22 protein-coding genes are annotated in these 26,598 nt (G+C 69.0%); 15 read left to right on the forward strand and 7 right to left on the reverse strand.

The features are described from left to right. Positions 1-217 precede the first annotated feature (217 nt). The 4 genes from GRX31_RS27050 (at position 218) to GRX31_RS30670 (ending at position 2,973) form a co-directional block, all read left to right on the forward strand. On the forward strand, positions 218-1,813 hold the full coding sequence (locus tag GRX31_RS27050; protein WP_017404825.1) for a sigma-54-dependent transcriptional regulator: 1,596 nt from the start codon (positions 218-220) through the stop codon (positions 1,811-1,813). A 95-nt stretch (positions 1,814-1,908) separates the two neighbouring features. Next, positions 1,909-2,436, forward strand: a complete 528-nt coding sequence (locus tag GRX31_RS27055; protein WP_133074225.1) for a hypothetical protein — start codon at positions 1,909-1,911, stop codon at positions 2,434-2,436. 70 nt (positions 2,437-2,506) lie between these two features. After that, complete coding sequence (locus tag GRX31_RS27060; RefSeq protein WP_016446350.1) at positions 2,507-2,785, forward strand: GlsB/YeaQ/YmgE family stress response membrane protein; 279 nt, start codon at positions 2,507-2,509, stop codon at positions 2,783-2,785. Between the two features lie 44 nt (positions 2,786-2,829). After that, positions 2,830-2,973 (forward strand): hypothetical protein, encoded by a 144-nt coding sequence (locus tag GRX31_RS30670; protein ID WP_016446351.1) that lies wholly within the window; start codon positions 2,830-2,832, stop codon positions 2,971-2,973. Between the two features lie 92 nt (positions 2,974-3,065). Here GRX31_RS30670 and GRX31_RS27065 read toward each other — a convergent pair whose 3' ends face one another. Beyond that, positions 3,066-4,685, reverse strand: a complete 1,620-nt coding sequence (locus tag GRX31_RS27065; protein WP_160855729.1) for a hypothetical protein — start codon at positions 4,683-4,685, stop codon at positions 3,066-3,068. 233 nt (positions 4,686-4,918) lie between these two features. Here GRX31_RS27065 and rpoN point away from each other — a divergent pair, with 233 nt between their 5' ends. The 7 genes from rpoN (at position 4,919) to GRX31_RS27100 (ending at position 14,387) form a co-directional block, all read left to right on the forward strand. Next, entirely contained in the window at positions 4,919-6,253 is a 1,335-nt protein-coding gene (gene rpoN, locus GRX31_RS27070) for an RNA polymerase factor sigma-54 (RefSeq protein ID WP_160855731.1), read from the forward strand. Positions 6,254-6,437: 184 nt separating this feature from the next. Beyond that, entirely contained in the window at positions 6,438-6,755 is a 318-nt protein-coding gene (locus GRX31_RS27075; RefSeq protein WP_160855733.1) for a hypothetical protein, read from the forward strand. A 49-nt stretch (positions 6,756-6,804) separates the two neighbouring features. Beyond that, positions 6,805-6,999 carry a hypothetical protein gene (locus GRX31_RS27080; RefSeq protein ID WP_160855735.1) on the forward strand — a complete coding sequence of 65 codons (195 nt, stop codon included), beginning with the start codon at positions 6,805-6,807 and terminating at the stop codon, positions 6,997-6,999. Positions 7,000-7,332: 333 nt separating this feature from the next. Further along, entirely contained in the window at positions 7,333-11,172 is a 3,840-nt protein-coding gene (locus GRX31_RS27085) for an ATP-binding protein (protein ID WP_337193985.1), read from the forward strand. 84 nt (positions 11,173-11,256) lie between these two features. Beyond that, positions 11,257-12,534, forward strand: coding sequence for a Zn-dependent hydrolase (locus tag GRX31_RS27090; RefSeq protein WP_160855737.1), 1,278 nt, complete (start codon positions 11,257-11,259; stop codon positions 12,532-12,534). Positions 12,535-12,788: 254 nt separating this feature from the next. After that, the gene (locus GRX31_RS27095) at positions 12,789-13,772 is read left to right on the forward strand and encodes a Bug family tripartite tricarboxylate transporter substrate binding protein (protein ID WP_034366137.1); all 984 of its coding nucleotides are present in this window, start codon (positions 12,789-12,791) and stop codon (positions 13,770-13,772) included. 60 nt (positions 13,773-13,832) lie between these two features. Beyond that, a complete protein-coding gene (locus GRX31_RS27100; protein ID WP_223275325.1) occupies positions 13,833-14,387 on the forward strand; it encodes a bacteriohemerythrin in 555 nt (184 codons plus the stop codon). Positions 14,388-14,477: 90 nt separating this feature from the next. On the opposite strand, the gene GRX31_RS27105 is transcribed toward GRX31_RS27100, so the two are convergent. From GRX31_RS27105 to pobA, 3 genes are all read right to left on the reverse strand, one after another. Beyond that, complete coding sequence (locus GRX31_RS27105; RefSeq protein WP_016446360.1) at positions 14,478-14,915, reverse strand: universal stress protein; 438 nt, start codon at positions 14,913-14,915, stop codon at positions 14,478-14,480. Positions 14,916-15,014: 99 nt separating this feature from the next. Beyond that, complete coding sequence (locus GRX31_RS27110) at positions 15,015-15,797, reverse strand: 2OG-Fe dioxygenase family protein (RefSeq protein WP_016451485.1); 783 nt, start codon at positions 15,795-15,797, stop codon at positions 15,015-15,017. Between the two features lie 131 nt (positions 15,798-15,928). Continuing rightward, positions 15,929-17,104: a 4-hydroxybenzoate 3-monooxygenase gene (gene pobA / locus GRX31_RS27115; RefSeq protein WP_160855739.1), complete on the reverse strand. Its 1,176-nt coding sequence runs from the start codon at positions 17,102-17,104 to the stop codon at positions 15,929-15,931. Positions 17,105-17,274: 170 nt separating this feature from the next. Here pobA and GRX31_RS27120 point away from each other — a divergent pair, with 170 nt between their 5' ends. Then, a complete protein-coding gene (locus tag GRX31_RS27120) occupies positions 17,275-18,057 on the forward strand; it encodes an IclR family transcriptional regulator domain-containing protein (protein WP_160855741.1) in 783 nt (260 codons plus the stop codon). A 40-nt stretch (positions 18,058-18,097) separates the two neighbouring features. Here the strand turns inward: GRX31_RS27120 and GRX31_RS27125 are convergent, their stop codons facing one another. Further along, positions 18,098-18,997 carry a LysR family transcriptional regulator gene (locus GRX31_RS27125; protein ID WP_016446367.1) on the reverse strand — a complete coding sequence of 300 codons (900 nt, stop codon included), beginning with the start codon at positions 18,995-18,997 and terminating at the stop codon, positions 18,098-18,100. Positions 18,998-19,200: 203 nt separating this feature from the next. On the opposite strand from GRX31_RS27125, the gene GRX31_RS27130 reads away from it, so the two are divergent. Continuing rightward, positions 19,201-20,208, forward strand: coding sequence for a Bug family tripartite tricarboxylate transporter substrate binding protein (locus tag GRX31_RS27130; RefSeq protein WP_016446368.1), 1,008 nt, complete (start codon positions 19,201-19,203; stop codon positions 20,206-20,208). Positions 20,209-20,283: 75 nt separating this feature from the next. Here the strand turns inward: GRX31_RS27130 and GRX31_RS27135 are convergent, their stop codons facing one another. Further along, a complete protein-coding gene (locus GRX31_RS27135; RefSeq protein WP_016446369.1) occupies positions 20,284-21,426 on the reverse strand; it encodes a DSD1 family PLP-dependent enzyme in 1,143 nt (380 codons plus the stop codon). Between the two features lie 11 nt (positions 21,427-21,437). Beyond that, entirely contained in the window at positions 21,438-21,842 is a 405-nt protein-coding gene (locus GRX31_RS27140) for a GFA family protein (protein ID WP_016446370.1), read from the reverse strand. A 143-nt stretch (positions 21,843-21,985) separates the two neighbouring features. On the opposite strand from GRX31_RS27140, the gene GRX31_RS27145 reads away from it, so the two are divergent. Both GRX31_RS27145 and GRX31_RS27150 read left to right on the forward strand, forming a co-directional pair. Continuing rightward, positions 21,986-22,333 carry a low molecular weight protein tyrosine phosphatase family protein gene (locus GRX31_RS27145; protein WP_016446371.1) on the forward strand — a complete coding sequence of 116 codons (348 nt, stop codon included), beginning with the start codon at positions 21,986-21,988 and terminating at the stop codon, positions 22,331-22,333. 165 nt (positions 22,334-22,498) lie between these two features. Continuing rightward, a complete protein-coding gene (locus GRX31_RS27150) occupies positions 22,499-26,587 on the forward strand; it encodes a TOMM system kinase/cyclase fusion protein (protein WP_160855743.1) in 4,089 nt (1,362 codons plus the stop codon). The last annotated feature ends 11 nt before the right edge of the window (positions 26,588-26,598 follow it).

Genomic DNA, 26,598 nt, shown 5'->3' on the forward strand with positions numbered 1-26,598 from the left:
GCCCCGCAGGACCCCGCCCCGCCGTGGCCAGGGCGCCAGCCGCCGGCCCGCCTGATCCGCTTGATCCTCTCTTTGCGGCGACGGCGGCGGGGACCGGACCACCCGGCAAGCACTGTGCCTGTGGACTGACACAGATGCATACATCCCAGCCCCTAAACTGCCGGATCATGAATTTTTGTCAAAACAGGCTGCGGCCAGCAGCTCTGGAGGCCATGGAATGAACCACGTGCTGATCGTCGATGACGACGCGGACTCGGCAGCCACCATGCGCGAACTGGTGGGCGTGGACCGCTTTTCGGTCGCCGTGGCCCACACCCTGCGCGATGCGCGCCGCCAGATGGCCATGCAGCCGCCCAGCCTGGTTCTTCTGGACCTGCAGCTGCCCGATGGCAACGGCATGGACCTGTTCGGCGACCGGCAAGTGCCGCAGGACTCGCAGATCGTGCTGGTGACCGGCCATGCCAGCCTGGACTCCTCCATCGAAGCCCTGCGCCGAGGCGCCATGGACTATCTGGTCAAGCCCGTGGGCATAGGCCGGCTCGAGGACATTCTTTCGCGCTTTCTCATCCCCACGCCGGGCCTGTCGGGCGCGGACAGCCGCAACGGCGCAGGCCCGGCCTCCGATCAGATCACGGCACAAGACCATTGCGCACCCGCTGGCAGCTACTGCGCGCAGGAAGGCCGCTTTGGCCGGCTCCTGGGCCAATCGCCTCCCATGCAGCGCCTGTACCAGCAGATGGAGCGCGTGGCGGGCACCTCGGTCACGGTGTTCCTCACGGGGGAGAGCGGCACCGGCAAGGAGGTCGTGGCGCAGACCCTGCACGACTTGAGCCAGCGGCGCAGCCGCCCGTTTCTTGCCGTGAACTGCGGCGCCATTTCGCCGCATCTCATCGAAAGCGAGATCTTCGGCCACGAAAAGGGCAGCTTCACGGGCGCCGACCGCCAGCACCAGGGCTTTTTCGAGCGCGCGGCCACGGGCACGCTGTTCCTGGACGAGATCACGGAAATGCCCATGGAGCTGCAGGTCAAGCTGCTGCGCGTGCTGGAGACCGGCCGCTTCATGCGCGTGGGCTCCACCCAGACGCTGCAGACCGATGTGCGCGTGATCGCCGCCACCAACCGCTGCCCCTTCGAGGCCGTGGCCAGCGGCAGGCTGCGCGAGGACCTGCTGTACCGGCTGAACGTCTTTCCCATCGAGCTGCCGCCGCTGCGCGAGCGCCTGTCCGACGTCCCGCTGCTGGCCCAGCACTTGCTGCAGGCCATCTCGCAGCGAGAGGGGCAGACCAAGCAGTTCACGGCGTCGGCCCTGAGGCAGTTGGCGCAGCACAGCTGGCCCGGCAATGTGCGCGAGCTGCGCAATGCCGTGCAGCGTGCCTACGTCATGGAGCCCGGCCCGCAGGTAGGCACCGAATGGCTGCCCCGCCCACCGGTGGCCATTGCCCAGCCCGCCCCCATGCCGGTGTCATTGCACGCATCCGTGCACACATCCGTGCCTGCACAGCTGGCCGCCAACGCCCCGCAATTGCCGCCCACTGCGCAGGCCGCGCCTGTCGCCGTGCATCCGTTCGCCGACCACGGCGCGGCAGGCGACGCCTACGACCTGCCCGATATGGAGCCGGCCACCATACAGCTGCCCATCGGCATGACCATGGCGCAGGCCGAGCGGCTGCTGATCCAGGCCACGCTCAAGCAGTGCAAGTACCAGAAGGAACGCACGGCCGCCGTGCTCGGCATCAGCCTCAAGACGCTGTACAACCGGCTCAAGGACTATGCGGGCGGCAAAAAGGACAGGACGGACCCCGAACCCGGCTGACACGTGCGCAGACGCGCACAGCACCTGCTGCCGTTGCCTTGCGGGCACGCTGCTTGCCACCCTGCAAGCACCTTTGAGCAACCAAGGACAAGCCCATGGACTCCTCTCCTGCCCGCGCCTACGGTGTCTTCAAGCCCGTGGGCCACATGGTGGTCTCTTTTCCCACGGCTGCGCAGGCCGATGACGGCATGGCGGCGCTGCAGGCGCTGAACCTGCCCGAGCAGGACGTACGGCGCTACACCGACCGGGAAATGCTGGCCCAGATCGACCAAGACCTGCGACAGGCCAGTCCCGTGGCCGCCGTGGGCCAGGAACTCAATCTGGTCAAGGCCCACCAGGCCCTGGCCGAGCGCGGCTACCACTGGCTGGTGGTACGGGTGGACAGCGACGAGGCCGCACGCAACGCCGCCGATGCCCTCAAGGCCGCCGGCGCCGAGCGCGCCCAGCTCTACGGCCGCTTCATCATCGAGGAATTGATAGAACACGCCGCCGATCTGCCCCAGGTCAGCGAGTCGCCCGACCGGGGCCTGGACGCCCAGACACCTTCAGGCCGCGAAGCCGAGCGGGCACAAATCCGCCCCGCGCCGGCCCGGAACAACGGCACCCCGCAACCGGAGCGCTGAGTCGCTTGCGACGGGCAGGCACGCCGATTGCCATTGATATTCAACTGCAACTTTTGTCAAAGGCGATGCCATGGATTTCCTCATCTGGCTGATGGTGGGCGGGCTGATCGGCTGGATCACCAGCATGGTCACGAACACCCAGGCCCAGCAAGGCATTTTGCTCAACGTGGCAATAGGCGCCATCGGCGCCTTGCTGGGCGGCTGGCTGCTGGCGCCGCTGCTGGCGCCCTCGGCCATGGATGCGCAGGCGCAGGTGCCGGCCACATCCATGTCCATCTTCATTTCCATGGCCAGCGCCGTTGCGCTGCTGGCCATCTTCAACCTGTGCAAACCGCGCATGCGCCACTGAGCCGGCCCGGCCACGGGCCATTGACTTGCAGGAAAGGAGCCTCCATGAGCAAAGATCCCTTCCAGACCAGAAGTACCGCTGGCAGCACCGACCTCTCCCGCCAGGGCAGCGCCGTGTGCAAGAAACCGCTGCGCTCCATTGCCACGGCGCTGGCGGCGGGGCTGCTGATCGCGCGCCTCGCACGCTGACCGGGCTCGGCCCTCCTCTCTTTTTCGACTTTCCTGCTTGCTGACTGCGCGCCCCGGCGCGCAGTCCTGTTTCCAGGGCCGCGAATGCCAGCTCAGTCCAGGCTTTGCGCAAGACAATCCTGCGCCGCCATGGGCACGCGCGGCAGGACCAGAGAGACGGCCAGGCCGCCGCTGTCTCCATCGCCGTCGCCTCCCCCGCTGCCGCCCTCGGCCCACGCCACGCCACCGCCAGCCAGGCACAGCCGGCGCGCCAGGGCCAGGCCGCAGGAGGCATCTGCATCGGCGTCGCTCAACCGCACGCCGGGGCGGGATTCCTGCGGCCGCTGCGGCGCCTCGGCGCTGGCTGCGGCCACTACGCCCGCTACGCCCGCTACGCCCGCTACGCCCGCTACGCCCGCTACGCCCGGACCCGCCCCCTCCGGCCCCGGCTCGGTGTCCTGCCAGTGGGCCACGGCCTCGATGCGGATCTCCACCTGCTCGCCCTTGGCGGCCGATGCCGCAAGATGTCCGCCCACGGGATGTGCCGCCATGCGCACGCGTGCGCCATCGGGCAAGGCCTCGCGCACGGACAGGAAAATGCTGATCAGCGCCAGCTCCAGCTCGTCAGGGTCCACATACACGCCCAGGCGCGCGGCCGGCTGGCCCGGCGGGCTGGCCTCGGCGGGCTCAGCCACCTCCAGCGCCACGCGCTTTCCCAGCACCACGGCCAGCGTGCCCCGCACCCCCGGCAACCAGCGGTACAGATCCACCACCAGCGCATGCGTGCTGTGGCGCGGCCCGAAGCGCAGCAGCTGCTGCGTCAACCGACTGGCCGTGTCCACCGAACGCAGCATGGCCTGTGCAGGCAGGCGCAGGTTCGGGTCCTCCGAACGACGCTCAATCAGATAGGCGCTGTTGCTCAGAACGCCGAGCTGGTTGTTGAACTCATGGGAGAAGCGGCCTGCCAGCCGGCCGACCACCTGCAGGCGCTCGTTCTGGATATGGGCCTCGCCGGCTTCGTTGTCCCGCTCCCCCGGTGCGCCGCCGGCCTGGCTGCGCCGGGCCGGCCTCATCGGGTCCGCCCTGCCACGCAAGGCCAGCCCCGCCAGGCCCAGGCCGGCCAGCGCAAACAACACGATCGCCGCCCAGATCACGCCCCTCAGGAGCGGGGAACACGCCGGATCCAGCGCGGAACAGGGAACCCAGCTCACCCAGGTCCAGCCCTGGGCCGTCCTGCTGAAGAAAACGCGCAGGGGGCCGCCCTGCGCGTCGGGCACATCCAGCCAGCCGTGCGCCAGGCTGGAAGCCAGGCGCTCGCTGAAATCAGCGGGCAAGGCAGGCTGACCCGTTGCCGCAGCCGTGCCGGCCGGCACCGCACGGCCCGCGCTGTCCACCAGAAAGCCGGACCATCCTGCCTCCAGCAGCGGTTGGACGGCAGCCAGCGCCTGCTCGGCATTGGCAGCGCGTGGCTCCTGCCTGTCCAGCAGGCGGGCCGCGGCCATGCTGGCGATGCGAACGGCCTGCTCCTGCGCCGCGTGCCCGGATTGATAGGCGCGCAACAGCAGCCAGGACGAGGCAGCCAGCACAAGCACCAGCAAGGCCAGAAGCAACAGGACCCGTCTCAGGCGCATGGACATGGATGGCCCGCGTGCGGCGCCGCGCGCCCCGCCTTGCGGGACTGCATTGAGGGTTCCCGGCGGCGGGACCGTGTGAAAACCGGTGGATTGGTACATGGCAAAGTTTGCAGAAAACCTTGCGCCCGAGCGGAAATTTTTACCGCAGGCGCCTTGAGCGGCCCTGCTGTTGCAAAGCCGATACCCGCAGCGACGGCCGAACCCCGGGCCCCTGTGCCTTCTGCGCAGCAAGTACGCAGCAGGTTTCGTGCCCAAAGTGTATCCAGACGATTCGCCACGCTGATCGGGGCATGAACGTTGCGTCCTTGTGGCCATCGCAACAAGGAGACGAGATGGGTTCCATGCACCTCAAGGCGGACATACGCCAGTCCCAGACGCTTTCCCCGCGCTTGCAGCACGCGGTGCGCATGCTGCAGATGTCCTCGCTGGACTTTGCCGCGATGGTGCGCAGCAAGATGGAGGACAACCCATTCCTGGAAGATGCCGAGCCCGCAGATGACCGCGACCTGTGGGTGGCCGACATGCACCTGGGCGCGCGCCAGGCCGTTGACGCGGAAGGCTCCGCCATGGACACGGCTGCCTGCGAAACCACGCTGGCCATGCACCTGCACGGCCAGCTCAACGTGACGGCCATGACGCCGCGCGACCTGTGCATGGCGCGCGCCATCGTGGAATCGCTGGACGACGACGGCTATCTGCGCACGGACCTGCAGGAGCTGGCCGGCCTGCTGGCGCTCAGCCCGGCGCCCGATGCGCAGGAAATGCTCATCGCCCTGCGACTGGTGCAATCGCTGGATCCGGCGGGCGTGGCCGCGCGCAGCGTGGGCGAATGCCTGTTGCTGCAATGCCCGCAGATGGCCGACGCCACGCTGCGCCAGCTGTCGCAGACCCTGCTGCTGCACCACATGGACGCGCTGGCCGCGCGCGACGTGCCGCGGCTGGCCAAGGCGCTGCAGGTGCCGGCGGCCCAGGTCGTGCAGGCCATGGATGCCATACGGCGCCTCAACCCCAGGCCTGGCTGGAGCTTCGGCTCCACGCGCGTGGACTACATCGTTCCCGACGTGATCGTGCGCAGGGGACCGAGCGGCTGGAATGTGCAACTGAACCCCGCCGTCGTGCCGCGCGTGCGACTGAACAGCGTCTACGAGCAGCTGTTCCAGCGCCACCGCTGCACGGGCCAGGCCCAGCTGGCCGACCATCTGCAGGACGCGCGCTGGACCGTGCGCAATGTGGAGCAGCGCTTTTCCACCATCCTGGACGTGGCCCGGGCCATCGTGCGAAAGCAGGAGCTGTTCCTGGAGTTCGGCGCCATGGCCATGAAGCCGCTGGTGCTGCGCGAAATTGCCGAGGAAGTGGGTGTGCACGAATCCACCGTCTCGCGCGTGACCAACAACAAGTACATGGCCACGCCCACGGGCGTGTTCGAGCTCAAGCACTTCTTCTCGCGCCCCATGCTCAGTGCCAGCGGCAGCGCCTGCTCGGCCACGGCCATCCGCGAGTTGATCGGCGACATCATCGCGGCCGAATCCGATGCCCGGCCCCTGTCCGACGTCGATATCGCACGCCAGCTGGGCGCCCAGGGCCTGGTCGTGGCCCGCCGCACCGTCACCAAGTACCGCCAGCTGCTGCGCATAGCGCCGGCCGACCGGCGCAGGCGCCACGGCTGACACGGCACCTGCCGTCGCGGCCGCGGCCTTGCGATGGCCCTTGGCGCCGCTGCCCGTGGCGGTGTGTCCTGCCAAGCCCCACTGCCGTGCAGCGGCTTGTCGCTCCCCCAGGTCCTGCCTTGTCCGACAGTTGCAGGCCGCCGTCCGGCCTAAGGTGAAGGCTCATGGATTGAAGGAGACCGCCATGGACACCCCTCCCCGCAGAGTGCACGCCCCCCTCGAACGCCAGCGCAGCGAGAACAACCACATCCGCGATGGCCGCTGGCCGCTGCGCATCGCCGCCCTCACGGCCGCCGTCGCACTGATCCTGGTGCTGATGTTCAACTTCATGGCACCCAGGGGGCGGCTGGATGCGCCCAGCGCCACCGGAACGCCAGCGACAGAACCCACCTCCTATGCCTCGCCGGCCGCACCTGCCGCACCTGCCGCACCTGCCGCGCCGTCCATGACGCCGCCGCAGGCCGATCCGGCCACCGCACCCGCCACCACCGCGCCACGCTGAGCCCGCCTGCGCACTTGTATCAACCCTTCCCCTCAGGACAGCAGCAGCCATGAACCACCCCCTGCCCCACGCACCCAATATTCCCCAGGTGCCGACCACGCCCAACGACCCCGTGGCACCCGACGATCCCAACCGCCAGCCCGGCCGCCCGCGCGGACCCGAGCCGATAGATCCGCCCACCACGGCGCCCCCCATAGAATTGCCGCCCGCGCCCGAGCAGGAACAGACCCGCAAGGGAGTGTGACATGCCCCGAGGAGACAAATCCACCGATACCCATGAGCGAAAACGCCAGGCCCGGCACATAGTGCACAGCCACGAATCGCGCGGCGCAGGCCATGAAGAGGCCGAAAGGCGCCTGTGGGCCACCGTGGACAAGGACAGCGGCGGCGGCAGGCAATCGGGCTGCGGCCGGGGCCGGCAAGCAGCGCATTGCGCTGCCCGCAAGAGCGCCCGCAGGCGAGGCGCCGCACCTGCAGCGCAATCCGCCTCGCGATAGCTGCGCCGCCCCCGCGGCCCCGGCGCCTGGATCAACGACACAGGCCGGCCCGCGAAGTCGGCAATCCCGTGGGAGAACCCGTGAATTCAGAAGACAGTTTTGGATTCCTGCCGCAGCGCGGCGAAATGGCGGCGCGCGTGCGCGCCCACGACTGGGAGGGCACGCCCCTGGGCTCGCCGCAGAGCTGGCCGCAAAGCCTGCGCAACGCCGCCAGCCTGATGCTGGGCTCGCGCTTTCCCATCATCATCTGGTGGGGCGATGACTTCCGGCTGATCTACAACGACGCCTACATTCCCTTCCTGGGCACCAGCAAGCACCCCAAGGCGCTGGGACAGGCCGGCGCGCAATGCTGGAGCGAGATCTGGGACGACATCGGCCCCATGCTGGAGGGCGTGCTGCGCACGGGCCAGGCCACCTGGTCCACCGATGCGCGCTACTTCTTCGACCGCGAGCTGCCGCAGGAAGAGGTCTTCGTCACCTTCACCTACGGCCCCATCCTGGCCGATGACGGCATCACCGTGCAGGGCGTGTTCTGTCCCTGCACCGACACCACCGAGAAAATCGTCAGCCGGCGGCGCCTGGAGACGCTGCACCGCCTGGGCATCCGCACGCTGGACATGCGCAGTGCCAAGGACGCGGGCGAAAAGGTCTGCGCCGTGCTGGATGAAAACCCCTACGACGTGCCCTTCGCCATCATCTACGAATGCCAGGCCGCCCCGGATGCAGGCAGCGCAGACACCGCTCCCCCGGCCTTCCAGCTGCTGTGCTCCACCGGCATGGACACCGACCTGGCGGCCGACCCCGCGCCCTGGCCGCTGGCCCAGGCCGTGCAATCGGGCCAGCCGGCCAACGTGGACCTGGCGCAGCTGGGCCTGACCCTGCCTGGCGGCCCCTGGCCCGAACCCTCGCGCCTGGCGCGCATCGTGCCCGTTCGCTGGTCGGGCGACGGCCAGGCCTCGGGCGTGCTGGTGCTGGGCGTCAGCCCGCGCCGCCCGCTGGATGCGGAGTACTGCGCCTTCCTCGATATGGTGGCAAGCCACACGGGCGGCGTTGTCGCGCACGCCGTGGCCTATGAGCAGGAAGCGCGGCGCGCCCGGGCCCTGGCCGAGGTGGACCGTGCCAAGACCGTGTTCTTCTCCAACGTCAGCCACGAGCTGCGCACGCCGCTGACGCTGATCCTGGGGCCGCTGGACGACGCCCTGCGCGAGCACGGCGGCCACCTGCCGCCCGATCAGGCGCAGATGGTCCACCGCAACGCGCTGCGCCTGCAAAAGCTGGTCAACGCCCTGCTGGACTTCGCGCGCATTGAGGCCGGGCGCATGCAGGCCAGCTACGAGCCCACGGACCTGGCCCGCGCCACGGCCGAGCTGGCCAGCGTGTTCCGCTCGGCCATGGAGCAGGCGGGCCTGCGGCTGCGCGTGGACTGCCCGCCACTGCAAGGGCCGGTCTACGTGGACCAGGACATGTACGAAAAGATCGTGCTCAACCTGCTGTCCAACGCCTTCAAGTTCACCTTGCAGGGCGAGATCGCCGTGGCGCTGCACGACGCGGGCCCTGCGGTGGAGCTGTCCGTCAGCGACACCGGCTCGGGCATTGCGCCCCAGCACCTGCCCCATCTTTTCCAGCGCTTTCACCGCATTCCGGGCAAGCCCGCCCGCACGCACGAGGGCACGGGCATCGGCCTGGCCCTGGTGCAGGAACTGGTGCGGCTGCATGGCGGCACCATCACGGTCACCAGCACGGAGGGCGAGGGCAGCCGCTTCACCGTGCGGCTGCCCAAGGGCAGCGCGCACCTGCCGGCCGAACAGGTGAACCCCATCGCGTCACCGTCAACCCCGCCGCCGCCGGGGCACGGCGCGGGCGCCCCGGCCGCACGCCAGCTCGTGGACGAGACGCGGCAGTGGGTGCCGGGCGAATCGCCCACGCACGCCCCGCACGCCCCGCACGGCGTTCCGGCTGGGGCCGAACCGCAAGGCCCCCGGCCGCGCATCGTCTGCGCCGACGACAACGCCGACATGCGCGGCTACATCGGCCAGTTGCTGCGTCCGCTGTACGAGGTGGAGGTGGCCGGCGACGGCCGGGCCGCGCTGGACTGCATCCGGCGCCAGCGGCCCGATCTCGTGATTGCCGACGTGATGATGCCCGTGCTCGACGGCTTCGAGTTGCTGCATGCGCTGCGCAGCGACGAGGCCACGCGCTCCATCCCCGTCATCATGCTGTCCGCGCGTGCAGGCCAGGAGGCCCAGGTCGAAGGCCTGCGCGCAGGCGCGGACGACTACCTGGTCAAGCCCTTTTCGGCGCGCGAGCTGCTGGCGCGCGTCGCCTCGCTGCTGCAGCTCGAGCGCGTGCGCGAGCAGGCCCATGCCGCCCTGCGCGCCAACGAGAGAAGGCTGCGCGCCATCATCGACCAGATGCCGGCGGGCGTGGGCGTGTCCGACATGGGCGGCACCATGGTGCTCAGCAATGCGCTCATGGACCGATTCGTCCCGCGCGCCATCCCGTCCACCCTTGCCGACCGCGTGCAGCGCTGGCGCGGCTGGGACGACAAGGGCCGGCCCATACCGCCCGAGAACTGGCCCGGCAGGCGCGCGCTGCGCGGCGAGGTGGTCATGCCGGGGCTGGAGATGCTGCACACCGACGACGAGGGCCGCGAATGGTGGATGCGCGTCAGCGCCGCTCCGCTGCGCGATGACGGCGGGCAGCTCGTGGGCACCTGCTCCGTCATCCAGGACATCACCGAACTCAAGCGCGCCGAGCAGCACCTCAGGGAGGCCGACCGGCGCAAGGACGAGTTCCTGGCAACCCTGGCCCACGAGCTGCGCAATCCGCTGGCACCCATCAGCCACGGCCTGCAAATCCTCAAGCGCACCGTCCATGGCGACCACAGCGCGCGCCGCAGCCAGGAGATGCTGGAGCGCCAGGTCAACCACATGGTGCGCATGGTGGACGACCTGCTGGAGGTCTCGCGCATCACCACGGGCAAGGTCCAGCTGCGCAAGGAGGTGGTGGACCTGAACAACGTGCTGCAAGGCGTGGCGGCGGCCAGCCATGCGGTCATGGAATCCGGCGGCCACCAGCTTCAGCTGGAGCTGCCCGCCGAGACCCTGCTGCTGCCGGCCGACCCCGTGCGGCTGGCGCAAATGGTCACCAACCTTCTCAACAATGCCGCCAAGTACACCGATCCCGGCGGCCACATCGTGCTGGCGGCCTGGGCAGAGGGTGCGCAGGCCGTGATCTCCGTGCGTGACGACGGCATAGGCATCCCCGCCGCGCTGCTGGACAGGATCTTCGACATGTTCATGCAGGTGGACCGCGGCGGCCGCCGGGGCCAGGGGGGCCTGGGCATCGGCCTGACACTGGTGCGCAGCCTGGTGGAGATGCACGGCGGCAGCGTGCAGGCGCTCAGCGAAGGTCCGGGCCAGGGCAGCGAATTGCGGCTGCGCCTGCCCTTGCCGGCCCATGCACCTGCCGATGCATCCGCCCATGCACCCGCCGATGTGCCCTCCCTGCCCGGCCCGGCCGCAGGCGCGCAGTCCGGGGATGCGCCAGCCTTCGGCCGCATCCTGGTGGTCGATGACAACGCGGACGCCGCCGACACCCTGTCCATGCTGCTAGGGCTGCTGGGAGCCGAGGTCGAGATCGCCCGCGACGGCCCCGGCGCGCTGGCCATGCACGACGCCTTCAGGCCCGACGTCGTGCTGCTGGACATCGGCCTGCCCGGCATGGACGGCCTGGAAGTTGCGCGCCGCATCCGCGCCCGACAGGGCCGCGACCAGGTGCTGCTGATCGCCCTCACGGGCTGGGGGCAGGAGGATGACCTGAGACGATCGCGCGAGGCCGGCATGGACCACCACCTGGTCAAGCCCGTGAGCTTCGACACGTTGGAGCGGTTGCTCAGGAGCCTGCGCACGTCTGCATGAGCACCGCCTTTGCGCGCGACAATCCCCGCTTCGCCCAGCCTGCCTGCGCGGCTCGCGCGCCTGCCGCAGAACTCACCGAGACCCATGACCGCCCTGCCCCCCATCAATGCCGAGCGCCTTTGGCGCCGTGTCCAGACCCTGTCCACCTTCACCCTGCCCGACCGGCCCTGGACCCGCCGCGCCTTCTCGCCCGAGTTCGACCAGGCCCGCGCCTGGCTGCGCGCCGAGTTCGCGGCCGCGGGCATGCAGGTGCATCTGGATGAAGGCGGCAATCTGGTCGGCCGCCTGCCGTCTGCCCAGGCCGCTGCGGGCGGCGCAGAACGCGCCCCCATCTCCACCGGCTCGCACTGCGACACCGTGATGATGGGCGGGCGCTTCGACGGCATCATCGGCGTGCTGGCCGGCATCGAGGTGGCGCACTGCCTGCATGAAAACGTCATCGCCCTGCAGCACCCGTTCGAGGTGATCGACTTCCTGTCCGAGGAGCCCAGCGACTACGGCATCTCCTGCATAGGCAGCCGCGCGCTGTCGGGCAAGCTGGACGCCGCCATGCTGGCGGCACGCAACCCGCAAGGCGAAACCCTGGCCGAAGGCATGCGGCGCATCGGCGCACGGCCCGAGGCACTGGACCGCCCGCTGCGCAGCGCCGGCGGCACGGCCGCCTTCGTGGAGCTGCACATAGAGCAGGGCCCGGTGCTGGAGCAGCGCGGCCTGCCCATTGGCGTTGTGACGAACATCGTGGGCATACGCCGCGTGGGCTTCACCGTGCACGGCCAGGCCGACCACGCAGGCACCACGCCCATGGACATCCGACAGGACGCGCTGGTGGGCGCGGCGCGCATCATCGATGCGGCCAACCGCAAGGCCGCTGCGCTCAATGGCCAGCCCCACTATGTGGTGGCCACCGTGGGCCGGCTCTCGCTCACGCCCAATGCCTCCAATGCCGTGCCCGGCCTGGTCGAGATGATGATGGAAGTGCGCAGCGACCACGCCGGCGTGCTGGAGAGCTTCCCCGAGGAACTGCTGGCCGAAGTCCTGCCCGGCCTGGCCGCCCTGCGCGTGCGTGCCGAGATGGCCGACGTGAGCCGCTCCCAGCCCACGGACTGCGCTGGCCTGGTCATGCAGGGCGTGGAGCAGGCCTGCGACAACCTGGGCTACGCCCACATGCGCATGCCCAGCGGCGCCGGCCATGACGCCGTCTACATGGCGCCCACCGGCCCCATGGGCATGATCTTCATCCCCTGCCTCCACGGCCGCAGCCACGCGCCCGAGGAATGGATAGAGCCGTCCCAGCTGCTGGACGGCACCCGGGTGCTGTACGAGACGGTGCGCGTGCTGGACAGGCAGTTGGCGCAGGGCTGAGCGCCTGGCCTGCGGCCAGGCACCAAGGCGGCATAAAATAGCCCGCTTCCCTCTGGAGCAGGCACAAGCTGCTCCTTGGTGGAAGCCCCTGTGGCACAGATTGCGGAAATCCGCCCAAATAGCGGGTTTCCCAATGCAAGATGGCGGAACCACCCTCCCCGATCATCGACAACCCACCGCATGGGCGGCCCGGCGCTGCCGGTCCGCTGCGAGAAGGTTGCACCGCCCCATCAGACCCTGGAGTTTCTTCTTTCATGTTCCGCCAACTGATCACCTGCACCGCCGTGGCCGCCGCCATGGGCCTGAGCTTTTCCGCAGCCGCCCAAGGTGCGGCTGCCGACTATCCGAACAAGCCCGTGCGCATGATCGTGCCCTTCCCGCCCGGCGGCGGCACCGACATCCTCGCGCGCGTGGTGTCCAACAAGCTCACCGAAGTCAGCAAGTGGACCGTGGTGCCCGACAACCGCGCGGGCGCAGGCGGCACCATCGGCATCACCGAGGCCGCCAAGGCAGCGCCCACGGGCTACGACATGGTCATGGGCCAGAAGGACAACGTGGTCCTGGGCCCCTACCTCTACAAGAACCTGCCCTGGAACCCGGTCAAGGACCTGGTGCCCGTGGCCCACGTGGCCTACACGCCCATCGTGATCGCCACCAGCGTGAACTCGCCCTACAAGACCCTGGCCGACATCGTGGCCGCTGCCAAGCAGCACCCGGGCAAGGTGACCTACGGCTCGCCGGGCAATGGCACCAGCATCCACCTCTCGGGCGTGCTGCTGGAGAAAGCGGCGGGCATCCAGCTGGTGCACGTGCCCTACAAGGGCTCCAATCCGGCCCTGATGGATGCGCTGGCCGGCAACGTGGATCTGCTGGTGTCCTCCGTGCCCTCGGCCATCGGCCAGATCAAGGCCGGCAAGCTGCGCGCCATCGCCGTGACCTCGGCCAAGCGCTCGTCCTCGCTGCCCGACACGCCCACGCTGGCCGAATCGGGCCTCAAGGGCTTTGACGTGAGCACCTGGTACGGCCTGTTCATGCCCAAGGGCACGCCCACGGCCATCGTGACCAAGGTCAACGCCGAAGTGAACAAGCTGCTGGCCATGCCCGAAGTGCGCGACGCCATCCAGACCCAGGGCGCCGAGCCCCAGTCCATGACCGTGGCCGACTTCGACAAGATGTTCCAGGCCGACTTCAGGCAGTCCAAGCAGATCGTCGAGTCCTCGGGCGCCAAGATCGAGTGACGCCGCGTCTCCTTGATGCAGATCAGACTGATCTGCATCAAGGGGCGATGTGACAGTCCCGTGAATACTTCTCCGGAAATCATCGAATTCCTGGAGAACGCCATGGCATTGCTGGTCTGGGTCCCCGAGCTGGACACCGGAATTGCAGAGATCGACAGGCAGCACCGCCGCATCGTCGACTACATCAACAAGCTCTACGAGCTGCGCTCCTCGCCCGACCGCGAGGCCCTGGGCGATGTCATCGGCGAGATGATCGACTACACCGTCTCGCACTTCGTGTTCGAGGAAAGCCTGATCGAGAGCGCCGGCTACATGTTCGCCGGCCCGCACAAGAAGGTGCACGAGCTGTTCACCCGCCGCGTGATCGAGATGCAGACCCGCTTCGATGCCGGCGAGGACGTGGCCGCCGAGCTGCACGGCATGCTCTCGCGCTGGCTGTTCAACCACATCCGCAACGAAGACACCGGCTACGTGGACTCGGCCAAGGCCTATCTGCGCATGGCGCGCGAGTCCAGTCCTGCCGCCGAGAAGGAAAGGCTCAAGAACGAAGTGCTGCAGGAGCTGGAACTGCAGCGCAAGAAAAAGGGCTGGCTGGCACGGCTGCTCAATCGCTGATCGCCCTCTCCCCCTGCAGCGCACCAATAAAAACGGCTCCCGAAGGAGCCGTTGACGTTTCACCCGGCGAAGGGCCGAGCGGTCCGGTGATTACTCGCGCACCACCAGCACCGGCACGCGCACGGCGCCCAGCACGCGCTGGGTCACGCTGCCCAGCATCAGCTTTTCCAGGCCACGGCGGCCTTGCGAGCCCATGATGATCAGGTCGGCGCCCGTGCTCTCGAGCACGCGCACGATGCCTTCGTGCACCGCATGGCCTTCGCCCACCACGGTGGTGGCGGTGATGCCGGCCTCGTCGGTGATCTTCTTGACGGCGTCCAGCGTGGTGTTGGCCTCGGCCGTGGCCGCGCTCAGGTACTGCGACTGGCCGTAGGCGAAGTCGGCGCCCACGCCCGTGAACGGATAGGGGTCCACCACGTAGACCGCCGTCAGCGTGCTGCCAAAGACCTTGGCCAGCTCCACGCCCTTGTGGACCGCCAGCATCGAGCTGTTGGAGCCGTCCACGGGAACCAGGATGTGCTTGAACATGCGTTTTCTCCTTTGTGCTTGGCCGCCCTCAGGAATCGGGGGCGGCCGGGTCGATGAACCAAAGTGTGCGCCCATCATGCGCCAGCGTCTTGAGCTGCATCAATCCTTGCGGCGACGCGTCAGCTCCGAGCCCTGGAACCCCTGGCGGCGATAGGTCAGCACCAGGGTATCGCGCACACCGCCCGGCTGCTCGGGCTGTATGGGCGTGGTCTCGTGGATCATGCGGGCATCGTCCAGCAGCATCACCGACCAGGGCTCGGTCAGCGTGAAGCGCTGGCCGCTGGGGCCCGTGGCCTCGAAGATGCGCGTCTCGCCGCCCTTCACGCCCTCGCGCCCGACCAGGATCACGGCCACCAGGTCCACGCCGTCGCGATGCGCGCCTTCGGGCGTGGGCCGGCCAATGCCGTCCGTGGTGTCGATGCGGAACTGGTGGGACTCGATGAACCAGCGCTCGTGCTGCACATCATCGCCCTGGGCGCAGAACACCTGGTCGGACAGGCCCGCCAGCGCCAGCAGCAGCCGGCTCCAGGTGGCGCTTTGCGCCGTGGCATCGCGCATGGGCTCGAACATGCGCAGCATGCCGCCATGCAGGGCGTTGTACTCCACCGGCTGCCAGTGCGCGCGGTGCTCCACCTGCTGCAGCCCGTCCTGCCCCGCGATGAAGCAGGAATGGCGGCGGCGCCGGTAGCGCCCGCCGTCCTTCAGAAAGGCATCGGGCGGCAGCTGGGCCCAGTCGGCATCGAGCGCATGCAGCTCGGTCAAGGACACGCCCGCCCAGGCCGCGAATTCATCGGGGCGCAGCACCGCATAGCCTGCGTCGCGCAGCGACTGCGCTGCATTCTGGGGAGCGATATAGGGAGGGGGAAACGTGATGTGCGCCATAACCTGCCAAGCTTACTCCTCGCCCGTGCCCGTCCGGGCGAGGCGGCCTGCAAATTTGCGCAATGCTGTGGCGACAGGCGCGCATCAATGCGGGCGCAGCCTCGGCGGCGCCCGGGGCCTCACGCCGGCCCTCACACCAGCGGCAACCCCACATAGTTCTCCGCCAGCGAGGTCGAGCCTGCCCGGGAGTTGACGATGTAGTCCAGCTCCGCCTCCTGCACCTTGGTGTCGAAGCCGCCCGCGTCGGGGAAGCGGTGCATGAGCGAGGTCATCCACCACGAAAAGCGCTCGGCCTTCCAGACGCGGCGCAGGCATTGCTCGGAGTAGCCGTCGATGCCTTCGGGCGCCTTGTCGCGGTAGTACTGCGAGAAGGCGCTGGACAGGTAGCCCACGTCCGAGGCGGCCAGGTTCAGGCCCTTGGCGCCCGTGGGCGGCACGATGTGGGCCGCGTCGCCGGCCAGGAACAGGCGGCCGAAGCGCATGGGCTCGGTCACGAAGCTGCGCAGCGGGGCAATGCTCTTTTCCAGCGAGGGGCCGGTCACCAGGCGCTCGCGTGCCTCGGGGTCCAGGCGCAGGCGCAGTTCGTTCCAGAAGGCCTCGTCGCTCCAGTCCTCGACCTTTTCGGTCAGCGGCACCTGCAGGTAGTAGCGGCTGCGCGTGGCGCTGCGCTGGCTGCACAGTGCAAAGCCGCGCTCGGTCTGGGCGTAGATCAGTTCGTGCGAGACGGGCGGCGTGTCCGACAGCAGGCCCAGCCAGCCGAAGGGGTAGACCTTCTCGAAGGTGCGCACCTTGTCCTGGGGCACGCTGGCGCGGCAGATGCCGTGAAAGCCGTCGCAGCCGGCGATGAAGTCGCATTGCAGCTCATGGACCTGGCCGTCCTTCTCATAGCGCACGACGGGGCTGTCGCCATCGAAGCCCACGGGCTGCACGTTGCTGGCCTCGTAGACCGTGGTCAGGCCCTCGGCGGCGCGCACTTCCATCAGGTCGCGCGTGACCTCGGTCTGGCCGTAGACCATGACGCGCTTGCCGCCGGTCAGGCCGTGCAGGTCGATGCGGTGGCGCTGGCCGCCGAACAGCAGCTCGATGCCGTCGTGCGGCAGGCCTTCTGCGCGCATGCGGGCGTCGGCGCCGGCCTGCTCCAGCAGGTCCACGGTGACCTGTTCCAGCACGCCGGCGCGGATGCGGCCCAGCACGTAGTCGGCGCTGCGCTGCTCGATGATGACGTTGTCTATGCCCGCGCGGTACAGCAGCTGGCCGAGAAGCAGGCCGGCAGGGCCTGCGCCGATGATGGCGACTTGGGTACGCATTGATCTGTCTCCGTTGCGTTGTTCGATGTCATGGCCGGTTCATGCCATGGCCTGGTCCCAAGACTAGTTTTGAGGCAGCGCAAAGACGAGGGGCTGGCACATGAGTTGCGCGGTGATCGCGCAATCTGCGCGACAATCGCGCACTACCTGCATGCACGCACTCCCCGCCCATGAACCAGCCCTTTCCCATCGACCCCGATGACTTCATCGCCGGACTGGCCAAGGGCCTGGCCGTGCTGGAGAGCTTCGACACCGAGCGCCAGCGCCTGAACGCCACCATGGCGGCCGAGCGCTCGGGCATCACGCGCACGGCCGCGCGCCGCCATCTGCTGACGCTGGCGCACCTGGGCTACCTGGAGACGGACGGCAGCCATTTCTGGCTGGCGCCCAAGGTGCTGCGGCTGTCGGGCAGCTACCTGGCCTCGGCGCGGCTGCCGCGCATCGTCCAGCCCGTGCTCTACCGGCTGGCGGCGCAGACCCAGCTGTCGTTTTCCTGCGTGGTGCGCGATGGCCACGAGGTGGTCATCGTCGCGCGCAGCGCCCTGCACGAGCGCGGCCAGCGCCTCATGGCCCACGGCCTGCACCTGGGCAGCCGCCTGCCCGCCCACGCCACCTCCACGGGCCGCGTGCTGCTGGCCGCCCTGCCTGCGGCCGAGCTCAGGCAATGGCTGGCCTCGCACGACCTGCGGCGCCTGACCGCCCACACGGTCACCGACAGCGCAGCGCTCGAAGGCGTGCTGGACGAAGTGCGCCGACAGGACTTCTGCCTGGCCCTGGAAGAGCATGAGCTGGCCGTGCAAGCCCTGGCCGTGCCGCTGCGCAACATGGAGGGCCGCACGGTGGCCGCGCTCAACATCGTGACCTCGCCCCAGCGCATGGCGCCGGCCGACATGGTGGCCGAGCTGCCGCCGCTGCTGCAGGAGGCGGCGCGGGAGCTGCGGCCGTTGCTCTGAGGCCTGCTGACCTGCGACCTGCCGCCGTCGCTGCAACCGCTCAGAGCGGCGCGCACACCAGCCGGCTCAGTTCGCGCAGGGCCAGAGAAGTCTTGCGGATCAGCGGCGTGGCCTTTTTCTTGGCCGACTGCGCCAAGCACAGCGTGCTCACCACGTGGGGCGATTCGATGGGAATGCCCACCAGCTCGGCATCGGTCAGGTGGCTGCGCATGGCGCTGTCGGTCAGCGCGGCGTAGCCGTAGCCGCCGCGCACCAAGTCCAGGATGGCCGGCACGCTGGACACTTCCCAGACCACGTTGAGCTTGACCTGGGACAGCGTGGCCTGGGCCTCCATCAGCTTGCGGAAGATCTGGCCGTGCTGCGGCATGATCAACGGAAACTGCGACAGCTCTTCAAAGCGCACGCTGCTGCGCCCGCCCAGCGTGCGCGTCGGGCCGATCAGGCACAGGCGCTCTTCCAGCACGGGCGTGACCTCGATGTGCGGATGCGGCTCGGGCGTATAGACCAGGCCCAGGTCCATGCGGCCCGAAGTCAGCCATTCGGCAATGTTCATGGAAAAGCCCTCGACCACGGCCAGGCGGGCCTTGGGCATGTCCTTGCTGAACAGGTCGATCAGCGGCAGCGTCAGGCGCCGCGCCAGGCTGGGCGGCAGGCCCACCACGATGCGGCCCACGGGCTCGTCGCGCTGGCTGCCCAGATCCTCCTTGGCCAGCGCCACGCGCTGCATGATGGCGTGGCCGTGCTCCAGCAGGCGGCGGCCCGCGTCGGTCAACGTCACGCCGCGGCCGGTGCGGATCAGCAGGGTTTCGCGCAGCTCGGTCTCCAGAGCGCGCACCTGGCGGCTCAGTGCGGGTTGCGCCGTCTCCAGCAGCACGGCCGCCTTGCTGAAGCTGCCGGTCTCGGCCACATGCACGAACGTCTCTATCTGCTGCAAATTCATGTTCTCTCGCCTCCTCACTTATGCCATTTTGCTATAGCTGCTAGCGCCAGCCACGGCTAGGTGCTTTGCAACGAACTGACACAATGCGGCGACTGGATGATCCAGCCGCTCCCGCAAGAGAGCGTAAAAACAAGAGCAGCCTGTGCCTTGCCGGCATAGGACTAGGCCACCCAGCAAGCCCAACAGCGACTCGGAGACAAACCATGAAAGACAGCGCCTTCCGCATCAATCGCCGCCAGGCGGGCCTCGCCCTTGGCGCCCTGGCCATGGGCGCCCTGGCACCCGCGCGTGCCCAGTCGGGTGCCGCCACCAACTGGCCCACCAAGCAGGTGCGCATCATCAACCCCTTCCCCGTGGGCGGCGGGCCGGACGGCACCTCGCGCCTGGTGGCCGACAAGCTGGCGCGCCTGTGGAACCAGCCCGTCATCGTGGAAAACCGCCCCGGCGGCAACGGCTTCATCGCCATCGAGGCCTTCAAGCGCGGCGCCACCGACGGCACGGACATCATCCAGCTGGACAACGTCCACCTGGCCGCCTATCCCCACCTGTTCAAGAAGCTGCCCTACAGCATCGACAAGGACTTCGAAGTCGTCCTGCCGCTGTTTCGCACCTTCTTCTTCGTCTGCGTGCCGGTCAACAGCCCCTACAAGACCGTGGCCGACCTGATTGCCGACGCCAAGGCGCGCCCCGGCAAGCTCAACTACGGCTCGTGGTCCGTGGGCAACCCGGTGCACCTGGGCTCGGCCCTGCTGGAGTCGCTGACGGGCACCAAGATGGAACACGTCATCTACAAGGAAACCAGCCAGCTGTACACCAGCGTGGCCACGGGCGAGCTGGCCTTTGCGCTGGGCTCCTCTGGCACGGCCGGCCCGCTGATGCGCTCGGGCAAGCTGCGCTTCCTGGCCGTGCTGGCGCCCCACCGCCTCAAGGGCTATGAAGACGTGCCCACCGTGGCCGAGTCCGGCGGCCCGGCCGATGCCGTGGTCACCGGCTGGAATGCCTTTGCCGTCTCCAAGTCCACGCCGCCGGCCGTGGTCGAGAAGATCCGCCAGGACACCATGAAAGTCCTGCGCGAGCCCGACATCCAGCCCAAGTTCCAGACCTTCGGCTACGAGAACTACTTCCCCACGAACGAAGAGTTCAAGGCCTTCATCGTCGAAGAGAACAAGCGCTTTGGCGACGTGATCCGCCGCGCCAAGATCGAGCTGTAAGCCACAGGCCACAGCAGGCCGCAGACGCAAAAAAGCCGCCGCGCCGCAAGGCCGGCGGCTTCTTTCATGCCGTCTTCAGCGCGACAGCCCGCGCGCCGCAATCGGCCACAGCGCGTGCACCGTGCCGCCCTGCAGCACCACCAGCTCGTCGTGCAGGTTGAATGTCGGGTCCACGTGCGAGGGCAGCAGCTGCAGCACGCTGCCCAGGGCGGGCGCCTGGGCGCCAGGCTCCACGCATACCACGCTGTGCTCGTCATTGATGGCCACGCAGCGCAGGCCCGGCGTGCCGTAGACGGCAGGCGGGCCGCATTCGGCCGAGGTGGATTTCAGGCCCGCATCGAGGATGACGCGGTCCGGCGCGGGCGTGCTCATCACCGTGGACAGCAGGAACAGGCTGCGGCGAAAGGCCAGCGCCCCGCCCCATTCGTTGGCACCGTAGTCGCCATCCATGAAGGCATAGGAGCCCGGCTGCAGCTCGGTGTAGACGCCGCTGGCCGCATCGAACTCCACGCTGCCCGTGCCGCCGCCCGTGATGGTGTGGCAGGCCAGGCCGTTGTCGCGCAGCAGCTGCGCGCAGGCCGCCGCCCGGCTCGCAGCCTCCTGGCAGGCCTGCGCACGCTCTTCGCGGCTGCGCCGGTGCTGCGCCGCGCCGTGGTAGGCCTGCAGGCCCGCGAAATTCAGGCCCGGCAGGTCACGCGCCTGCCGCGCCAGAGCCAGCACGGCCTCGGGGCCCGTGACGCCGCAGCGGCCCTGGCCCACGTCCACCTCGACCAGCACGTCGATCTCCACGCCCGCCTGCGACATGGCCTCGGACAACTGCACCAGGTTGGCCGCGTTGTCCACGCACACGGCCATGCGCGCACTGCGCGCCAGCCGGGCCAGCAGCGCGTGCTTGGCCGGCCCCACGACCTCGTTGCTGATCAGGATGTCGCGCACGCCGGCTGCCACAAAGGGCAGCGCTTCGCTCACCTTCTGGCAGCAGATGCCACGCGCGCCCAGCGCCAGCTGGCGCAGCGCGATCTGGGGGCACTTGTGCGCCTTGGCATGCGGGCGCAGCGCCACGCCATGGCGGTCGGCCCAGTCCTGCATGGTGCGCAGGTTGGCATCGAAGGCCGTCAGGTCCAGCGCCAGGCTGGGTGTGTCGATGCGATCGAGCGGATCGCCGGGCCGTGCGGCAGGCTCCAGTGCCAGGCCGCTGGCGTCATCGTGCAAGGGCATGGTGCTGTGCCTCATTCCTGCGGGGGCGCGTACTGGGCGATGACCTCGGCCTCGGTCATGGTCGGCGTCTGGTTGGCGAAGTCGTAGTAGCCGGGCTTTCTGTCGATGTAGATCTGCGTGGCCAACTCAAAGTCCTGCGACTCGAAGGCGCCGGCCGGCACAAAGTACTCGCCCGTGGCGTGCAGCCGGTAGTACAGGTGCGTGCCGCATTGCCTGCAGAAGGCGCGCTCGGCCCATTCGGAGGAGGCATAGGTGCCTATGTGCTCGCCGCCCTCGAACTTCACATCGGGCCCGCAATGCACCGCCAGCATGGGGCCACCGCCCCAGCGTCGGCAGTACCCACAGTGGCAGGCCCCGATTTCCCGGGCCTGGGGAGAGACAAAGCTGACTGCGCCGCAAAGACAGTGACCGTTCATGGTGCGTGGACCTTTCCGTGGGTTGCGAGTACCTGGGATTATTCACAGGTGTCGCGCATCATAGGGGATGGCGGGCCGCCTGCAAATCGCCGCGCCCTACACTGCGCGCCAGTCCTCTCAACCATCCATCCCCCTTGTCAGCCATGCCCCGCAATGACAACCGCCTCAAGGTCCTCTTCGTCTGCAGCCGCAACCAGTGGCGCAGCCCCACGGCAGAGCAGGTCTGGCGCAGGCACCCTGCCTTGCAGGTGCGCTCGGGCGGCACCAGTGCGGGCGCCCGCCACCGCGTGTCAGCCGACGATGTGGCCTGGGCCGACGTGATTCTCGTGATGGAGGAAAGGCACCAGTCCCGCCTCAAGGCCGATTACGGCCGGCTGCTGGCGCAAAAGCGCCTGCATGTGCTCGATATTCCTGACGAGTATCGCTACATGGACCCGGAACTGGTGGACATGCTGCAGACCGCCGTCAGCGCACTGCTGCAACTGGACTGAGCGCCGGACGCCACGGCGACGGCAACCATGGGCAAGCACGTAGGCAAAAACAGGCAATTGCATTCGGACGTACGCTATAGTAACGAACGGTATCAAAAGCACGGTCTGCCGTATGACAAATGGACGACTGGATACCCTCCAGGAGGATACCCAACCGAGGCTGAAATGCACGATGCCATCACCAACCCCACGCAAGCTGCGGTGACCCCGGTGGCGCCAGCCCCCCTGGAAATACCCGATTACGAACTGCTGGAAACCTTGGGATCGGGTGGCTACGGCACCGTCTACCGTGCGCGACACCGGCGCACGGGTGCATCGGTGGCCATCAAGGTCGTCAGGCTGCAGGAAGGCGGCCGCCAGGTGGAGCGCTTCCACCGCGAGACCATGCTGTGCGCGTCCCTGCACCATCCGCACATCGTCCAGTTGCTGGACAAGGGCGAGCAAGGCGACTGCGTCTACGGCGTCTTCGAATATGTGCCCGGCGAGACCCTCAAGAGCCTGATCCGCCGCCAGGGCGTGCTGACTGCCGCCGAGGCTGGCCGCCTCATGGCCGAGGTGCTCGATGCGCTGGACTGCGCGCATGCCGCCGGCATCGTGCACCGCGACCTCAAGCCCGACAACGTGATGGTCACCTCCACGGGCGCGGTGCGCCACGCCATGGTGCTGGACTTCGGCATTGGCACCGTGATCCCGCAGTTTGCCGGCCCGCAGGTCTCGCAGCTCACCATGGGCGACGAATGCCTTGGCACGCCCGCCTACAGCGCCCCCGAGCAGCTGCGCGGCGAGCCGCCCAGCGCCCGCACCGACCTGTATGCCTGGGGGCTGATGTTCCTCGAATGCCTGACGGGCACGCCCGCCGTGCAGGGCGCCTCGGTGGCCGAGATCGTGCACCGCCAGCTCAGCCCGCAGGAAGTGCAGCTGCCGCCGGCCATCTCCACCCACCCCATCGCCGCCCTGCTGCGCAAGGCGCTCAAGAAGCGGCCTGCGGAGCGCAGCGACTCGGCGGCGGCCCTGCTCAGGGACCTCATGCGCGTGCGGCTGGACGATCTGGTGGGCCAGTTGCCCGCCGCCGCCCAGGTGCAGCAGGCGGACCTCACCCGCACCGTGGCCACCACGCGCGTTTTCTCGGAAGTGCGGCAGCTGACCGTGCTGTGCTGCAGCGTGTCGCTGTGGCCCGGCAGCGATGCCGACGCCATGGACAGCGCGGCACGCACCGCAGGCCAGCCCTCGCAGGCACTGAACATCGAAGACATCGAACTGCTGCAGCGCGAGGAACTCACGCTGTTCTCCGACGTTGCCACCCGGCGCGGCGGCATGCTGGCGGGCACGCTGGGCGACCGCATGCTGGTGCTCTTCGGCTACCCGCACACCAGCGACACCGATGCCCGCCAGGCCGGCATGACGGCGCAGGAGCTGCTGACGCTCAGCCGCAGCCGCGCGGCTGCCATCGAGCAGGTCCACGGACTGCACCTCGGAATCCGCATGGGCCTGCACACCGGCATGGCCGTGGTGGTCGGCGGCGAAGCGCCCTCGGGCCATGCCGTCAACGTGGCCATGCGGCTGGAGGCCATCGCCGATGCGGGCACCCTGCTGGCCAGCGAAAGCAGCCACCGCCTGCTGTCGCGCCATGCGCGCTTCGAGAAGGCCGGCAGCCTGCGCCTGCCCGGCCAGCCCACGGGCATGCAGACCTATCGCCTGGAGCTGGAGCAGCCAGCCGAGCTACTGCAGGGACCTGTGTCCGATGCAGCCTTGCAGTGCATAGGCCGCGAACCCGAACTGCAACGCCTGCACGACGCATGGGCGCGGGCCCGCGAAGCCGGGGGCAATGCGCTGTGGATTCGCGGCGAGCCGGGCATCGGCAAATCCTGCCTGGCCGACATGCTGCTCGTCCACGCCAGGACACAGGGCGCGAACACCGTGGTGCTGCAATGCCAGCCCGAGCACCGCAACACCGCGCTGACCCCTTTCCTGGGCCTGATACGGCAGCGGCTGGAGGCGGCCGATCCCCCGCAGGACCACCGCGAGCAGATGCGCGAAGCCCTGCGCGCCGCAGGCTGCGATGCCGAGGCCGCCCTGCCCATTCTGTGCGCCTGGCTCTCGCTGCCCCTGGGCGACTGCGAGCCCAGCCGCATCTCGGCCGTCATGCAAAGGGCGCTGCTGCTGCAGTCCACCGCGCAATGGCTGCTGCACATGTCCGAAGCCGAGCCCCTGCTGCTGGTCGTCGAGGACGTGCACTGGGCCGACCCCACCAGCATCGAACTGCTGGAGCAACTGGTAGCGCGCCTGCCCGGGCGGCGCGTGCTGCTGGTGCTCACGGCGCGTCCGCAGTGGCAACCGCCCGAAGGCCTGCAGGCCGACTGCGTGGACGTGCGGCGGCTGGAAGACGCCCAGGCCACCGAACTGGCCCGCCAGACGCTGGCACCGCGCCGGCTCAGCCCCGCCGTGATCCGCCACGTGGTGGAGCGCACCGACGGCGTGCCGCTGTTCATCCAGGAAATGGCGCGCATGCTGCTGGATGCCCACCTGGTGGAGGAAGACGGCGTCTGGGACTTTCGCCATGCCGGGCTGCCGGCCGCCATTCCGCTCACGCTGCGCGACTCGCTGGTCAGCCGCTTTGACCGCATCGGCCCGCTCAAGCCCCTGCTGCAGCTGGCCGCCACCATGGGCCGGCACTTCGAGTTCGACCTGCTGTGCGCCTGCGTGGAACGCCCGCAAGGCGAGGTCGAGCAGGAACTGGCGCAGCTGGGCCAGGCCGGCCTGGTCATTGCCGATGAACGTGCGGGCGCCGGCGCCTTCATGTTCCGCCACGCGCTGATCCGCGACACGGCCTACGAATGCATGCTGGTATCGCAGCGCCGGCTGCTGCACCGCGACGTGGCCCTGGCCCTGATGCAGCACCAGCCGCAGCGCGTTGCGGCGGAACCCGCAGGCGTGGCCCAGCACTGGGCGGACGCCGGAGACCACGCCCAGGCCGTGGCCCTGGCCGTGCGGCAGTTGCGCATCACCCAGCTGCGCTCGCTCAACGATGAAACCATTGCCTACGCGCGCCACATCGACGACTGGCTGCAACAGCTCCAGGGCGTGGCCCAGCGCGAGGCGCGGCTGGACGTCAACAGCTACGTGACCCAGGCGCTGATGAACAAGCACGGCTGGGCCCATGCCCAGGTGGTGGAAAGCATCGCGCTGTCGCAGGAGCTGCTGGCCGGCCCGGGCGCCAACGCCGTGGCCGACTACAAGCAGGTGCAGCACCTGTGGATGCTGATCACCTACCACCACGTGGCCAGCAACCGCGAGGAAGTGCGCCAGCTCAGCCACCGGCTGCTGGAGCAGGCCGTGCGCCAGCAGGACACGGGCGTGCTGGTGGCCGCCCAGACCTACCTGGGACTGGCCCACTACTCCGACGGCCGATTCGAGCAGGCCGAAGAAGCGCTGACCGACGCCATCACCCGCTACGACCCCGTGGCCCATGCCCACCATGCGGCCGAGTTCGGCTTCGACACCCGTGTCTGGGCCACCTGCGGGCGCGCCCTGGTGCGCTGGTTCGCCGGCTTCGGGCAGGCCGCGCTGGCCGATGCGGCCGACGCCGTGCGCCTGGCGCACGAGGTCTCGCACATTCCCTCGCTGAGCATGGCCCTGCTCTACCAGGGCCTGGTCCACCAGGCGCGCGGCGACCGGGCCAGCGCGCTGGCCACCACGGGCGAGCTGCTGGACATCACGGCCCGCTACGGCCTGCCAGCGTTCTCGGGCTATGCGGACATCATCCGCTGCTGGGCCCTGGGCGAGGGCACGGCAAGCGAAGACAGCGAAGGCATAGCGCGCGCCAGCGCAACGGCGCAGGTGCTCTGGGACATGGGCTGCCGCTACTGCCAGACCTACTACCGCTCCTTCGTCGCCGAAATGCTGGCGGCCAGCGGGCGCTGGACCGAGGCCCTGGACAAGATCGACGAATGCCTGCGCCTGGCCGACGTGCTGGACGAACGGCTGCACAGCAGCGAGCTGCACCTGAAGAAGGCCCGCTTCCTGCTGGCCATGGGCGCCGACCACGCGGCCGTGCAGGACAGCCTGGCCCAGGCGGCCGGGACTGCGCGCACTGCCGGCAAGTACCGCACCGAAACCGAGGCACTGGCCCTGTCGCAGGCCCTGGCACCCGCCAGGCCGGACGTGGCCGCGCGCCTGAGTGAGCTGGCCGCGCTGCGGCCTGAACTGTCCGTGCACCTGTCCGGGCCCCTGCCCGGCCAGGCGCATTTTTCTTGAACCGAGGATGA

Source organism: Delftia sp. CH05, from assembly GCF_009827015.1.
Lineage (GTDB): Bacteria > Pseudomonadota > Gammaproteobacteria > Burkholderiales > Burkholderiaceae_C > Comamonas > Comamonas tsuruhatensis.

What these genes read in the sequence shown, in the direction of transcription:
- GRX31_RS27095 (WP_034366137.1), top strand. Translation starts at nt 12,789, where the DNA reads ATGTTCCGCCAACTGATCACCTGCACCGCCGTGGCCGCCGCCATGGGC.
- pobA (WP_160855739.1), bottom strand. Translation starts at nt 17,104, where the DNA reads ATGCGTACCCAAGTCGCCATCATCGGCGCAGGCCCTGCCGGCCTGCTT.
- GRX31_RS27090 (WP_160855737.1), top strand. Translation starts at nt 11,257, where the DNA reads ATGACCGCCCTGCCCCCCATCAATGCCGAGCGCCTTTGGCGCCGTGTC.
- GRX31_RS27055 (WP_133074225.1), top strand. Translation starts at nt 1,909, where the DNA reads ATGGACTCCTCTCCTGCCCGCGCCTACGGTGTCTTCAAGCCCGTGGGC.
- GRX31_RS27135 (WP_016446369.1), bottom strand. Translation starts at nt 21,426, where the DNA reads ATGCCCTTGCACGATGACGCCAGCGGCCTGGCACTGGAGCCTGCCGCA.
- GRX31_RS30670 (WP_016446351.1), top strand. Translation starts at nt 2,830, where the DNA reads ATGAGCAAAGATCCCTTCCAGACCAGAAGTACCGCTGGCAGCACCGAC.
- GRX31_RS27105 (WP_016446360.1), bottom strand. Translation starts at nt 14,915, where the DNA reads ATGTTCAAGCACATCCTGGTTCCCGTGGACGGCTCCAACAGCTCGATG.
- GRX31_RS27060 (WP_016446350.1), top strand. Translation starts at nt 2,507, where the DNA reads ATGGATTTCCTCATCTGGCTGATGGTGGGCGGGCTGATCGGCTGGATC.
- GRX31_RS27075 (WP_160855733.1), top strand. Translation starts at nt 6,438, where the DNA reads ATGGACACCCCTCCCCGCAGAGTGCACGCCCCCCTCGAACGCCAGCGC.
- GRX31_RS27140 (WP_016446370.1), bottom strand. Translation starts at nt 21,842, where the DNA reads ATGAACGGTCACTGTCTTTGCGGCGCAGTCAGCTTTGTCTCTCCCCAG.
- GRX31_RS27080 (WP_160855735.1), top strand. Translation starts at nt 6,805, where the DNA reads ATGAACCACCCCCTGCCCCACGCACCCAATATTCCCCAGGTGCCGACC.
- GRX31_RS27050 (WP_017404825.1), top strand. Translation starts at nt 218, where the DNA reads ATGAACCACGTGCTGATCGTCGATGACGACGCGGACTCGGCAGCCACC.
- GRX31_RS27130 (WP_016446368.1), top strand. Translation starts at nt 19,201, where the DNA reads ATGAAAGACAGCGCCTTCCGCATCAATCGCCGCCAGGCGGGCCTCGCC.
- GRX31_RS27065 (WP_160855729.1), bottom strand. Translation starts at nt 4,685, where the DNA reads ATGTACCAATCCACCGGTTTTCACACGGTCCCGCCGCCGGGAACCCTC.
- GRX31_RS27120 (WP_160855741.1), top strand. Translation starts at nt 17,275, where the DNA reads ATGAACCAGCCCTTTCCCATCGACCCCGATGACTTCATCGCCGGACTG.
- GRX31_RS27145 (WP_016446371.1), top strand. Translation starts at nt 21,986, where the DNA reads ATGCCCCGCAATGACAACCGCCTCAAGGTCCTCTTCGTCTGCAGCCGC.
- rpoN (WP_160855731.1), top strand. Translation starts at nt 4,919, where the DNA reads ATGGGTTCCATGCACCTCAAGGCGGACATACGCCAGTCCCAGACGCTT.
- GRX31_RS27150 (WP_160855743.1), top strand. Translation starts at nt 22,499, where the DNA reads ATGCACGATGCCATCACCAACCCCACGCAAGCTGCGGTGACCCCGGTG.
- GRX31_RS27125 (WP_016446367.1), bottom strand. Translation starts at nt 18,997, where the DNA reads ATGAATTTGCAGCAGATAGAGACGTTCGTGCATGTGGCCGAGACCGGC.
- GRX31_RS27110 (WP_016451485.1), bottom strand. Translation starts at nt 15,797, where the DNA reads ATGGCGCACATCACGTTTCCCCCTCCCTATATCGCTCCCCAGAATGCA.